This window comes from Corynebacterium appendicis CIP 107643 (assembly GCF_030408415.1).
GTDB lineage: Bacteria > Actinomycetota > Actinomycetes > Mycobacteriales > Mycobacteriaceae > Corynebacterium > Corynebacterium appendicis.
In genome coordinates, this window is the sequence record NZ_CP046976.1 from 911,272 (window position 1) to 923,750 (window position 12,479).

Consider the following 12,479-nt stretch of genomic DNA (forward strand, 5'->3'; position numbering starts at 1 on the left):
GGGCCCTTACTCTACGGAATGCAACGGGATTGTCCCAGCTGGAACGAAAGAAATGAGCAGGCCGCGGACACCGGAGCACTGACGGCGCATGGCGCGCACATCGGGTTTCGGCAGGGCAAGGCCGTACACGCGTGCGATCGCGGCGATGCGGCGGGCGTAATTGCAGCGGGAATTCTTGGCCGGCGGAAGCCATTCGCTCGGCAGGGAATCGGACTTGGACTGGTTCGCCGAGCGCGAGGTGACCACGAGGTTCAAAGGGTCGTTGGCGAAGGCGACGCGCTTGTCTTCCGGCCAGGCGTGCGCACCGGCATCCCACGCGGCGCGCAACGGGATGATGTGGTCGATCTCCACATCGGCCGGGTCGAGGGGCTCACCGGTGTACGGGTCGGTAAACGGTGCGGCGGCGGCCATGTCCCACTGGCGGTAGGGAAGTGCGCAGGATTCGATCTCCCACGCACTGGCCATGACAGCGTCGCGCGTGGTGCAGCCGCCGGGCTGCATGCCCCAGCCCTCGCCGAAGAGGGTGCGCTCGTATCCGAGGACGGTGCGGCGGGGCTGGGGGTGGGAGGGGACGTCGAAAAGCGAATGCGGCGTGGGGAACGGCACGACCGCGACTGTGACGGCGGAGAGGGCAGCGAGGTAGGCGCGGAAGAAGTTCATGCCCTATTGGACTGCTGCTGGGACGCGTCGGTTCCGTGGAGCGGGTGCCCTATGCGATGTCCACTATGCGATCTGCCCTATGCGATCGATAAACCCCAGGTCGCGGTCTGACGGAAAATGGCATCGCATAGTGCAGTCGAACGGAGCGGGACAGTCGCAGAGCGCCAACAAAAAAGGGGGACACACGGCGTGGGAACCGTGCATCCCCCCTTGGCTCGGGCGAGCCGGGGAGCTAGCTGCTTAGCGCGCGGTGTGCTCCAGCGCGTCGTCGAAGCTCTGCTCCGGGTGCTCCATGGCGTAGTCGAAGACCTGGCCGGCGCGGTCGAATTCCGCCTCGGACTCAGGCTTCGGTGTGGTGGCCAGGGAGACAACGACCATCGCGATGGTGGCGAACAGGACGCCCGGAACCATCTCGTAGATCAGGTCGGAGGTCGCCGGGACGTAGCCCCAGACCAGGACGGTCACAGCGCCGACGATCATGCAGGCCAAGGCGCCCGGGGCGGTCAGACGGCGCCAGAACAGGGAGGCGACGACGACCGGGCCGAAGGCGGCGCCGAAGCCGGCCCACGCGAAGCCGACCAGGCCGAGAATGGTGTCCGACGGGTTCAGGGCCATCAGGACGGCAATGACAGCGATCAGGACGACCATTCCGCGGGACGCGATGAGCAGGCCTGGGCCGGTCAGTTCCTTCTTGGCAAAGCCGCGGTAGAGGTCCTCGATCAGGGCCGAGGAGGTGACCAGCAGCTGAGAGGACATCGTGGACATGATCGCCGCCAGGACAGCGGTGAGCACCAGACCCGCGAACAGCGGGTGGAACAGCAGGTAGGTCATGTCCAGGAAGATCGTCTCGAAACCTTCACGGTCGGTGACGGAGTGCTGGGTGGTGCCGAAGTAGGAGGCACCGACTATGGCGGTGAACACGGAGCCGATGTAGCAGATGCCCACCCAGATCATGCCGGCGTTGCGGCCTTCGCGTGCCTCGGACGGGCTGCGCAGGGCCATGAAGCGGGTGACGATGTGCGGCTGGCCCATGTAGCCGAAGCCCCAGGACAGATTGCCGATGATGGTGGCGGCGGACACTCCCGCGAAGAAGTTGAAGAACGTCGGGTTGCCCTCTTCGTGTGGGCCGTACGGGTTATCCACCGGGTAGCTGAAGATATCGCCGGCGTTGTCCAGTGCGAACAGCGCCATGATCGGGACGATCAGCAGCGCCAGGAACATCAGGACGCCCTGCGCGACATCGGTGTAGGAGACAGCGAAGAAGCCGCCGACGAAGGTGTAGACGACGGTGATCGCGCCGACGATGAGCATGCCCCACAGGTAGTCGCCCTTGAAGGTCGACTCGAAGTAGCGTCCGCCGGCGACCATGCCGGAGGAGACGTAGAAGGTGAAGAAGAAGATGATGATGATGGCTGCGGTGATGCGCAGCGCGCGTGTCTGGTCGTGGGTGCGGTTCTCGAAGAAGCTCGGCAGCGTGATCGAGTTGTTGGACACCTCGGAGTAGGCGCGCAGTCGCGGCGCGACCCACTGCCAGTTGGCCCAGGCGCCGAGGAACAGACCGATGACGATCCACAGCTCACTCATGCCGGAGACGAACAGCGCACCGGGTAGACCCATCAGCAGCCAGCCGGACATGTCGGAGGCGCCGGCGGAGATGCCTGCCACGAATGCGGGCAGGTCGCGGCCGCCGATGACGTAGTCGCCGTACTTGGTGGTTTTGCGCCATCCGTAATAACCAATGGCGAGCATCATTCCGAAGTAGATGATCACCGCAATGATCATCCATGTGTTCTCGGACATAGATCTCCTTTGTTCTTGAAGCCCGTAGCTTTAAAGGCTCGTGGTTTTCAGAAGCACCGGCCAGAATAACGTACGAGAGAACACAGGGTGGCATAGGTCTCTTTTCAGCCCCGGGTGTGTGGTGCGCCAGCGGTGGTAGAAAAGAGGTTATGCCTAAATTCCTTCTGCACGGCCTGTGGCTGCCCGCCACCGGCCTCAACCTGTGGGTTGAACGTGTGGACGGGCATAAGATTCTCCTCCCGTCGCAGGTCCCCGCGGGCACGTTTCCGCCGATGGTGGAAAATATGCTGAAGGATTCGCAATTCCGGCGCCGCGACATGATCACGCTGCAGACGCCGCGCGGCAAGCAGGTGCAGTTGCGGGCGCCGACAGCGGCGTTCTCGCCGGAGGAGACGGTCGCGTTTCTGAGCAATATTTCGCTTCTCGACGACGCGTCCCCGGCCGCCACCGCCTCCCAGCGCCAGGCGGTCGCCCCGGATTTGTACTGGATCATCCGCCTTTATGTCGGCCTAACGCGTTTTGTCCGCGCCGGCCGGGTGAGCATCCGGGTCCGCCCGTCGGACGGGGCGTGGTTCCCGGAGTGGCAGTTGGGCACAGGACTAGAGGAGCGCGGGTGGCTGGCGTCGATGATCGCGGCCGCTCCGGGCGTGGTCACGGCGAACAACATGAATGTGGGCGAGGACGTGGCCACCACGCTCGTCCACTGGATTGCCAGCGCGCACTTGAGCCACCTGAAGGACACAGAACGCGCGTACCCGTGGCACGACTTCGCCGAGGCGCTGCTCACCTCGCAGCCGCTGCGCCGGGGCGGGTCGAGCGTGTCCAAGCAGATCGCACACTGGAACGGCTCGATCACCGCGGTGAATGTGCAGTTGGTCTTCATCGTCGAGGAACCGGCTGACCCCGTGACAATGGTCGAGGACGCGGACCCCGCCGGCGCGATGCTGAGCGAGCTGTCCGATATCGCCGGCGCGAAGAAGGACGAGCCGGTGGACCCGGCGACGTTGCAGTGGCCGGTGCGTGCGCAGGTCCGCGCCGGCACCGACGCGCCGCAGCCGATCCACCTGGACGAGGTCGACGTGGCCACGTTGTCGAGCCTGCGCGACCAGCTGCGCCGCGCGGTGGAAGTCACCGACTTGGTCGACCCGGAACGCCACCCGCGCCTGCCGCAGACGCCGCTGACCAACCGGGACGGCGACTGGGACGCGTACCTGAGCACCGACGAGCTAATGAAGCTTGTCTCCCGCGACGCCGCGCGCCTTCAGATGAGGGGCATCACGGTGATGCTGCCACGTTCGTGGCAGCGGATGGAGACCACGGCGAAGCTCACCGTCGGCTCGCAGGACAACGCCAGCGAGGCCACGGGCAGCCGCTTCGGCGTCGACCAACTGATCTCCTACGACTGGTCGCTGTCTGTCGGCGACACCGAGCTCACCCCGGAAGAGATGCAGCTGCTGATCAACTCGAAGTCCGGGCTGATCCAGCTGCGCGGCCAGTGGGTGATGGCGGACGCCCGCTCGCTGGCGAAGTCGCGCAAATATATTGAGTCCTTGTCGAAGAAGGAAGTCGACGAGGGCGTCATCACCGCCGAGGAATTGCGCCAGCTGGCGCTCGAAGCGGCGGCCGAATCGGAGGGCGGGGCGCTCGAGATCGCCGGCGACGTCGACTCGCCGGCCTGGATGGACGCGCTCATCGGCGGCACCGACCGCCCGGCCCCGGAGCGCCAGCCCATCCCGGACACGGTGACGGTGGAGCTGCGCGACTACCAGCGCCGCGGCGTCGATTGGCTGTATTTCATGTCCCGCAACCAGCTCGGCGCGGTGCTCGCCGACGACATGGGGCTGGGCAAGACTCTCCAGCTGCTCGCCTTGCTCGCCGTCGAGGAGGACAAGAACGTAAGGACGGGGCCCACGCTCGTCGTCGCGCCAACCTCGGTGGTGGGGAACTGGGCGCGCGAGGCGCAGCGGTTCGTGCCGGGCTTGCGCGTCGGCGTGCACCACGGCCAAGGCCGCCTCAAGGGCGACGCCTTGATCGAGGAGATCGGCGAGCTGGATCTGCTCATCACCTCCTACGGTGTTGTCACCCGCGATTACAAGCAGCTGGGGCGCATCGAGTGGGACCACGTGGTGCTCGACGAGGCGCAGGCGATCAAGAATGCGTCCACGCGGGCGTCGCAAAGCGTGCGTGCGATCGGCGCGCGCCACCGCATTGCGCTGACGGGCACTCCCGTGGAGAACCGCCTGGCCGAGCTGCGCAGCCTCCTCGACTTCGTCAACCCCGGCATCCTCGGCTCACAGAGCTTCTTCCGCAACCACTTCGCCAAGGCCATCGAATCGCGCCGGGACGAGCGCCTCGCCGACGAGATGCAGGACCGCCTCCAGCGCCTCACCGCGCCGTTCGTGCTCCGCCGCCTGAAGACGGACCCGGCGATCATTTCGGACCTGCCGGAAAAGAGCGAGGAGGTGGTCACCGTCGACATGACCGACGAGCAGGCCGCGATCTACTCCGCGCTCGTCGAGGCGATGAAGAAGGAGCTCGCGCAGCGCACCGGCATGGCGCGCAAGGGGCTCGTGCTCTCGACGATCACGCGCATCAAGCAGATCTGCAACCACCCCGCGCACTTCTTGGGTGACGGCTCGCCCGTGACCGTCAAGGGCAAGCACCGCTCCGGCAAGGTGGAAAAGCTCATGCAGCTTATCGACGAAGCCATCGCCACCGACCAGCGCGTCCTCGTCTTCACGCAGTACAAGGCCTTCGGCGACATCCTCCAGCCGTATTTGAGCGACCGGCTGGGCCAAGACATTCCGTTCCTGCACGGCGGGGTGTCCAAGACCGCCCGCGACGCTATGGTCGAGGATTTCCAGGACCCGAACGGCCCGCGCGCGATGATCCTGTCGCTGCGCGCCGGCGGCACCGGCTTGAACCTCACCGCCGCCTCCATGGTCATCCACATGGACCGCTGGTGGAACCCGGCGGTGGAGAACCAGGCCACCGACCGCGCCTACCGCATCGGCCAGGCGAAGAATGTCCAGGTGTACAAGATGATCACCCGCGGCACGATGGAGGAATCCATCCAGGACATTCTCGACGGCAAGCTCCAGCTCGCCGGCGCCGTCGTGGGCGAGGGCGAAGGCTGGATCACCGAGCTGGATACCGAGGATCTGGCTACGCTCATGAGCTACCGGACCAGCGAGTAAACAGGCGACAAGAAAGGAGGAAAAGCACATGCCACGGCCCCAATTGGACAATGTCACGTGGGTGAATTTCGGCTCGCGCGAAAAGGTGAACAGCGCCGCGGAGACTACCACGCCGCACGGCGTGTCCGAAGATGTCCGCTCGCGGATTCTGCGCTTCAACGAGCCCGCCCGTGCCATCTACCGCGCCGCGCAGCAGGGCACCGACCAGGGGCGTTTTTCCCGTGGCCGCAATTACGCGGACCAGGGCAATGTCCTGGACGTGCGCGCCGAGCCCGGTCGTTTCACCGCCACGGTCGCCGGTTCGCAGAACGAGCCGTTTACGACGCTGGTCATCCTGCCGTACCGCGACACAAGCACTATCCGCGAAGCGCTGGGCATCATGGCGCACAACGCCAACGCGCTCGCCGAGGTCCGTAACGGCTATTTTAGTCGCGAACTGCTCGACTGCCTCTTCGCTGCCGAGGACGAGAAGATCCGCTTCCGCTGCGACTGCCCGGACGAGTCCCGCGTGTGCAAGCACGGCGTCGCGGCAGCCATCAAAGCAGCAGAGCTTATCGACGCCGATCCCACCCTCTTATTCCGCCTCCGCAACCTCGACCTGAACACCCTTGAGCGACAGCTCCGCGAATCCGCCGGTGAACGGGCCAAGGAATCCGCCCGGGAGGGCTCCGAGTTCTTCTGGGATGGCCACATCCTGCCCAACCTGCCAGACCCGAAGGTCGCCCCGATGATCGAGGATTCCGACCTGGACCTGCTGCACAAGGCGATGCAGACTATCTCCTTCACCAATATCGACCAGCTGCGCGCCGTGTCGGATCTCGAGGATCTCTACGACGAGCTCACCCGCCGGTAAGAACATCTGTTCGCCCACATCCGCCCATGCCAACCGCATGGTTCACATGCGGTGGTACTACTAGCAGCATGACCTCGAGCCCACAGTCCACGGCGTCTGCCGGCACGCAGTCCAGAGCGCATTCCGGCGCGCAGCACGTCACATTCATCCACAGCTCCGATTTCCAGCTGGGTATGACCCGCTGGTTCTTGGACGACGACGCGCAGTCGCGTTTCGACGACTCGCGGCTCCGCGCCATCGCCCGCCTCGGCGACCTCGCCGAAGAGTCCGGCGCCGAGTTCATTGTGGTGGCCGGCGATGTCTTCGACGCCAATGCGCTCAAACCCCAGACCATGGACCGTGCGCTCGCGGCACTGGATGCGCTTCCGGTGCCGGTCTACCTGCTGCCCGGCAACCACGACGCACTGCTGCCCGGTGCCGCCCTGGAGCGTGCCGCGCAGCGCGACAACATCACAGTGCTGTCCGATTCCACGCCGGTCGAGGTCCGCCCCGGGGTCGAGCTCGTCGGCGCTCCGCTTTTGGCCCGCTACGCCACGGAAGATCTCGCGACGAAAGCTATCGCCGGTCTTGAGCCGACCGACACGATCCGCATTCTCGTGGCCCACGGCCAGTGCGAGGACCGCAGCGGGGAGAACAAGCCCGACCGGATCGACCTGCCCGGGCTCGAGGCACCACTCGATGCCGGCGTCATCGACTACGTGGCCATGGGCGACACCCACTCCGCCGGGCCGATCGGCACCAGCGGCCGCGTGTGGTTCTCCGGCGCGCCCGAGGTCACCGATTTCCACGACCACCGCGAGAATGTCGAGGGCGGGGAAGTGAATTCGGGCAAGGCGCTGGTGGTGGACGTGGACAAGCGCTCCGCCGAGGATTCTGAGGTTTCCGTCGACGAGCGCACCGTCGGCGAGTGGACCTTCGACGCCCTGCACTTCGAGGTCGCTGATTCCGCGGACGTGAAAGAGCTGCTGGACCACCTCGAGGCGTATCCGGAAAAAACCCGCACAGTGGTGAAGTACTCCATCGCCGGCACGCTCGGTCTGGAAGCGACCCGCGAGCTGGAGGAGGGCCTCGCGGCAAAAGAGAATGTCTTCGGCGCGCTGTTCGAGCGGAAGCGTCTCATGGACCTGCACCTCGAACCCAGCGACGAGGAACTCGCCAACCTTCCGCTTTCCGGCTATGCCCGCGACGCGATGTCGAGCTTGCTGGAAATGGCCTCCGCCCCGGCCGACCCGGAGGGAGCCGCTTCTGCCCGCGACGCCGTCAACCTGCTGTTCCGCCTGAGCAAGGAGCCGAATTAATGCGCATCCACTCCCTGATCATCGACAATGTCCGCGCAGTCGAGCACCTCGAACTGACCGACCTGCCCGACACCGGCGTCATTCTCATCCACGGCGAGAACGAGGCCGGCAAGTCCACGATCCTCGATGCCCTCGACGCAGTGCTCAACATCAAGCACGATTCCTCGGCCGCGAAGATCCGCGCGCTGTACCCGAAAGGCCGAGACGAGCAGCCGGAGGTCACCCTCTCCGCCACCGTCGGGCCCTACACATTCACCGTGCACAAACGCTTCGGCAAAGGCGCCAAGGGCAAGGCCGAGCTCACCATCACCGCGCCGCGCCGCGAAGAACTGGCAGGGGAGCAGGCCCACAATCGCCTGGGTGAGATCCTCGCCGAGCACGTCGACCAGGAGCTTTTCGACGCATTATTCCTCCGCCAAGGTGCCTTCACCGAGACCATTTCCGCCGCGGGCATTCCGTCGTTCACCCGCGCGCTGGAGGCGTCGTCCGACTCTTCCGGTTCTGGTACTTCCGAAGCGCCCCTCGACGACTCCGGCCTGATGCAGCGCGTCGAGGCCGAATTCGGTCGCTATTTCACGGCCAAGAGCAACGACAAGCAGGTGCTCACCAACGCCGACAAGGCAGTTGCCGAAGCCGAAGACGCCGTCCGCGAGGCCGAGTCCAACCTCGGCTCCTACGAGCGCGACGTCGATGAATTCGCCCAGAGCGAAGCTACGATGGCCGAAATCGAGGCCGAGCTTCCCGGTGCCGAAGAAGAGCTCGCCGAGCGTGAGAAAGAAGCCGCCGCGGCGAAGGAACTGACCGGCAAACTCGACGCCGCCAAAGAAAAAGCAGCCCGCGCCGCCGTCGATGCCGAGCGCATCGAAGAGGACCTCGAGCGCCGCACCGCCCTCATCGCCCGTGTGAAAGAAGTCGAGGAAGAACTCGCAGCCGTCACCGATGAGCTTGAGCCCGCCCGTGAACGAGACCGCGCCGAAGCAGAAGCGGTGACCGCCAAGGAAACGGTCCACACCGAAACCCGGGAGAAGGAGACCGCTGCACGACAGCGCCTCGCCGAAGCGGAGAAATCCCTCGCCGTCGCCCACGCCGCAGCCCGCCTGGGCGAGCTCGCCGACACCGTTGCCCGCCTCGACGACGCCGATGCCGAGATCGCCCGCCTGCGCGAGACCGTGCCCGACCGCCCGGTCACGGACGACGATGTCCGCGCTGTGGAGACAGCCTCTAACGAGGTCGCCCTGCAGCGCCGCCTCCGCGACGCAGCCGCCGCGCATGTCGAGGTCACCGCTCCCGACGGCACCACCGTCACCGTCGACGGCACCGGCCAGACCGTCGGATCCGCCGCCGAATCCATCGCCCTGCACGACGGAACCGAACTCGGCATCGGCGATGTCACGTTGACCTACCACGCCGCTGCCGGCACCGACACCGCGTCCGACGCACTCCGCGACGCCGAAGCCGAACTCGACCGCCTCACCAGTGCACTCGGCTGCGCGGATGTCGACGAAGCCCGGGCGCTGCGCGACGCCCACCGCGAGGCAGCTTCTGCTCTAACTGCGGCGATCGACCGCCGCCGCGACATCCTCCACGGCCGCGACGCCGACGAGGTGCGCCACGAGCACGCCCGCATCACCGAACTCGTCCAAGAGGCCAAGACTGAGTCTCAATCCGAGTCAATGTCCGTCGACGAAGCACAGGCAGCCGTCGACACCGCACGCGCAGAGGTCGAGGAGACCGCCCAGGCCGTCCACGATCTGGCCCTCGAATTGGTGCAGCTGCGCACCAAGCCGGAGCACACGAAGCTCGTCGCCCTCGAAGCTCAGATCGCCGGTCTCGAATCCACCGCCGACGGAGCCCGCAGCGACCTTACCGCCGCACGCGAGAAGCACCCCGACGACGCTTTGGCCGCCGCCCGGGACACCGCTGCCGCGGCGAGCGAGTCAGCCGCCGCGGAAGCCGCCAGCGTCGCCGAGGAGGTCGCGCAGGCAGATCCAACACAGGCAGAGATGCTCCGCGACGGCGCCCGCAACCGCCTAGACAACCTCACCAAGCGCTACAACACTGCGCGCGATCGGCGCCTGCAGCTCGAGTCCCGCGTCACCAGTGCAGAGGGAGAAGGGGAGAAGCTCGACCACGCACGAGACGCGCTGGAGGTCGCGCGAGTGGGCCGGGACAGGCTGCGCCGCAAAGCGAATGCCGTGAAACTGCTCCGCGAGATGCTCGTCGACTACCGCGACGCCGCCCGTGCGAAGTACGCCGCGCCGTTCGCGCAGTCGCTGCAGCGCTACGCCAGCCAGATCTTCGGGCCGGGCACCGAGTTCACGTTGGACGACGCCTTGAGCATCGAGGCCCGCACCCTCGACGGCACGACTATCGACCTGGCACAGCTGTCCGGCGGAGCGAAAGAGCAAATGGCTCTGCTCACGAGGTTCGCCATTGCCGACATGGTGGCCGGTGAGGATGCCGACGCCGCAGAGACCCGCGTCCCGGTCATCGTTGACGACGCCCTCGGCGCGACCGACCCGCATCGTCTCGCCCGGATGAACGCGCTGTTCTCTCAGGTGGGGGAGAACTCCCAGGTCTTCGTTCTGACGTGCTTCCCGCAGCGCTTCGACCGAGTCGCCGCAGCCCGCAGTTCCTCGATCCAGGAGCTCAAAACTCACCGCTAACGCGGACCCGCAGCGGTTCCAGGTCCTAAAGCGCGCTGAGTTCGCAGGTAGTATCCGCGTTTAGTAATCTAAGTGACATGACAGCAGAACCTCGGTGGCTCAGCGAAGACGAGCAAGTGTTTTGGCGGCACCTGCTCGCCGCGCAGAGGAAGTTGCGGCGCATTGTCGACGATTCCCTTGAAACCAGCTCTGATCTTTCAAGCCCCGAGTATGCCGTGCTCGTTGCTCTGTCCGAGGCGGAGGACCGTAGCATGCGCCTTCGCGAACTGTGCAGTTACCTCGACTGGGATCGCTCCCGGACCTCCCACCAGATCACCCGCATGGCGCGCCGTGGTCTGGTGACCAAGGAGAAGAGCCCTTCCGACGGCCGCGGCGTCCAGGTCTGCCTGACGGACACCGGGTTCGAGCACCTCCAGCGTGCCGTGCCCGACCATGTTGAGACCGTCCGCCGCGCTGTCTTTGACCAGCTCGCCCCGGAGGACATCCCCGCTATCCGCCGTTTCTTCGACAGCGTCCTGGCGCTCGATGAGGCAGTAGCGGATCCGAAGATTCCCGCCGTCGACTAAAGAACCGTTGTCGCCGCCGTCATGTGCGGGTTGAATAGGAGTTGTTGAAACAACGCAGTCCACTCGAAAGGGGCCGACATGTCTACTCCGAATAACCCGTACGAGAACAACGGTGCGAACAACCCGGGAAACAACCCGGGCGATAATTCGGTCAACAACCCCAGCAACGGCGACGCAAATTTTGACGCCGCCGCGCAGCAGGGCAACCCGAACTACATGGCGGGCCAGGCGCCGTACCAGCAGGGCGGTTTCCAGCAGAGCCAGCAGCAGCCGCCGCTGGGGCAACGCAAGCTGCATCGCTCGGTGAACGACCGCATGATCGCCGGAGTCGCCGGCGGCATCGCGGAGACCTACAACATCGACCCGACACTCGTGCGCGTCCTTTTCGTGGCTGCAACGCTTCTCGGCTTCTCGGGCCTGCTCATCTACATCATCTGCTGGATCATCATCCCTGATCTGACTTACTAAGAAAACACATTAGGATCGAAAAACGGCGGTGCAGGAGCGGATACCTGCACCGCCGTCCGTTTTTTGCGCGGCTGTTCTAATTACGCGCGCTTGATGCCGGAGCCGTCGATCTCGATGGTGATCTTCTCGCCGACGAGTGCGCCGCCGGAGTTCAGCGGGGCCTCGAAGTCGATGCCGAACTCCATGCGGTTGATCGTGGTGCGAGCCTCGAAGCCCAGGCGGGTGTTGCCGAACGGATCCTCCTCGATGCCGAAGGTCTCGACGTCGAGGGTGACCGGCTTGGTGGTCTCCTTGATGGTCAGGTCGCCGGTGACGGTGCCGTTGCCGTTAGCGTCGACGTCGAACGACGTGGACTTGAACGTCATCTGCGGGAACTTCTCAACGTCGAAGAAGTCCTCGTTCTTGATGTGCGTGTCACGGTCGGCATTGCGCGTATCGACGGACGCCGTCTCCACCGTCGCCTCTACGTTGCTCTCAGCCGGGTTGTCCTGGTTGGCGGTAAGGGTGGCGGTGAAATCGGTGAATTCGCCGCGCACCTTGGTCACCATCGCGTGGCGGACGGTGAATGCGACGGAGGAGTGCGCGGTGTCGAGGTCGTAAACGCCGCTGAAGTTCTGAGTGGTCATAGGGGTAAAACTCCTTGTTCCGGGGTGGTTTTCTAATCTTGTTGACACGTCTACAATGTGTCCAAGGTCCCATGTTACGACTGCTTGTCCGACGTGTCAACGGTGCGAATTGGAGCAGCTCACTGAAGCTCCCGAGGCAATTAGCGGCCGTGCTTCGCGGAGTGCTAGATTAAGGAGCGCTGTTACAAGCGATGTCTCCGTAGCTCAGTGGATTAGAGCATCGGTTTCCGGTACCGAAGGTCGCAGGTTCGAGTCCTGTCGGGGACACCATGTCATCGGGGACTTTCGGTTAACTTTTCCGTTCAATTCCGGAAACTCCTTCCAGGTTAACCCGGGTTTTTAAAA

The 12,479-nt window shown here is 65.0% G+C and carries 9 protein-coding genes and 1 tRNA gene; 7 read left to right on the forward strand and 3 right to left on the reverse strand.

The window, feature by feature from the left end; all coding sequences use genetic code 11:
- Positions 1 to 6: 6 nt before the first annotated feature.
- Positions 7 to 660 carry a GmrSD restriction endonuclease domain-containing protein gene (locus tag CAPP_RS04600; protein WP_076599992.1) on the reverse strand — a complete coding sequence of 218 codons (654 nt, stop codon included), beginning with the start codon at positions 658 to 660 and terminating at the stop codon, positions 7 to 9.
- 240 nt (positions 661 to 900) lie between these two features.
- Positions 901 to 2,460: a sodium/proline symporter PutP gene (gene putP / locus CAPP_RS04605; RefSeq protein WP_076599991.1), complete on the reverse strand. Its 1,560-nt coding sequence runs from the start codon at positions 2,458 to 2,460 to the stop codon at positions 901 to 903.
- 149 nt (positions 2,461 to 2,609) lie between these two features.
- Between putP and CAPP_RS04610 the strand changes: the two genes are divergently transcribed.
- From CAPP_RS04610 to CAPP_RS11215, 6 genes are all read left to right on the forward strand, one after another.
- Positions 2,610 to 5,657 carry a DEAD/DEAH box helicase gene (locus CAPP_RS04610; protein WP_076599990.1) on the forward strand — a complete coding sequence of 1,016 codons (3,048 nt, stop codon included), beginning with the start codon at positions 2,610 to 2,612 and terminating at the stop codon, positions 5,655 to 5,657.
- Between the two features lie 28 nt (positions 5,658 to 5,685).
- Positions 5,686 to 6,510, forward strand: a complete 825-nt coding sequence (locus CAPP_RS04615) for an SWIM zinc finger family protein (RefSeq protein ID WP_076599989.1) — start codon at positions 5,686 to 5,688, stop codon at positions 6,508 to 6,510.
- Between the two features lie 68 nt (positions 6,511 to 6,578).
- Positions 6,579 to 7,808: a metallophosphoesterase family protein gene (locus CAPP_RS04620; protein WP_084560784.1), complete on the forward strand. Its 1,230-nt coding sequence runs from the start codon at positions 6,579 to 6,581 to the stop codon at positions 7,806 to 7,808.
- Positions 7,808 to 10,474 carry an AAA family ATPase gene (locus CAPP_RS04625; protein WP_076599988.1) on the forward strand — a complete coding sequence of 889 codons (2,667 nt, stop codon included), beginning with the start codon at positions 7,808 to 7,810 and terminating at the stop codon, positions 10,472 to 10,474. Before CAPP_RS04620 ends, CAPP_RS04625 begins: the two co-directional genes overlap by 1 nt.
- Before the next feature lie 77 nt (positions 10,475 to 10,551).
- Positions 10,552 to 11,040 carry a MarR family winged helix-turn-helix transcriptional regulator gene (locus CAPP_RS04630; RefSeq protein ID WP_076599987.1) on the forward strand — a complete coding sequence of 163 codons (489 nt, stop codon included), beginning with the start codon at positions 10,552 to 10,554 and terminating at the stop codon, positions 11,038 to 11,040.
- A 78-nt stretch (positions 11,041 to 11,118) separates the two neighbouring features.
- On the forward strand, positions 11,119 to 11,508 hold the full coding sequence (locus CAPP_RS11215) for a PspC domain-containing protein (RefSeq protein WP_327077568.1): 390 nt from the start codon (positions 11,119 to 11,121) through the stop codon (positions 11,506 to 11,508).
- A gap of 80 nt (positions 11,509 to 11,588) precedes the next feature.
- Here CAPP_RS11215 and CAPP_RS04640 read toward each other — a convergent pair whose 3' ends face one another.
- Positions 11,589 to 12,134: a YceI family protein gene (locus tag CAPP_RS04640; RefSeq protein ID WP_076599986.1), complete on the reverse strand. Its 546-nt coding sequence runs from the start codon at positions 12,132 to 12,134 to the stop codon at positions 11,589 to 11,591.
- Between the two features lie 193 nt (positions 12,135 to 12,327).
- On the opposite strand from CAPP_RS04640, the gene CAPP_RS04645 reads away from it, so the two are divergent.
- Positions 12,328 to 12,404 (forward strand) — tRNA-Arg (locus tag CAPP_RS04645).
- Positions 12,405 to 12,479 lie beyond the last annotated feature (75 nt).

Excerpts from the sequence above, each read along its gene's own strand:
- CAPP_RS04600 (WP_076599992.1), bottom strand. The coding sequence starts at position 660 with ATGAACTTCTTCCGCGCCTACCTCGCTGCCCTCTCCGCCGTCACAGTC.
- putP (WP_076599991.1), bottom strand. The coding sequence starts at position 2,460 with ATGTCCGAGAACACATGGATGATCATTGCGGTGATCATCTACTTCGGA.
- CAPP_RS04610 (WP_076599990.1), top strand. The coding sequence starts at position 2,610 with ATGCCTAAATTCCTTCTGCACGGCCTGTGGCTGCCCGCCACCGGCCTC.
- CAPP_RS04615 (WP_076599989.1), top strand. The coding sequence starts at position 5,686 with ATGCCACGGCCCCAATTGGACAATGTCACGTGGGTGAATTTCGGCTCG.
- CAPP_RS04620 (WP_084560784.1), top strand. The coding sequence starts at position 6,579 with ATGACCTCGAGCCCACAGTCCACGGCGTCTGCCGGCACGCAGTCCAGA.
- CAPP_RS04625 (WP_076599988.1), top strand. The coding sequence starts at position 7,808 with ATGCGCATCCACTCCCTGATCATCGACAATGTCCGCGCAGTCGAGCAC.
- CAPP_RS04630 (WP_076599987.1), top strand. The coding sequence starts at position 10,552 with ATGACAGCAGAACCTCGGTGGCTCAGCGAAGACGAGCAAGTGTTTTGG.
- CAPP_RS11215 (WP_327077568.1), top strand. The coding sequence starts at position 11,119 with ATGTCTACTCCGAATAACCCGTACGAGAACAACGGTGCGAACAACCCG.
- CAPP_RS04640 (WP_076599986.1), bottom strand. The coding sequence starts at position 12,134 with ATGACCACTCAGAACTTCAGCGGCGTTTACGACCTCGACACCGCGCAC.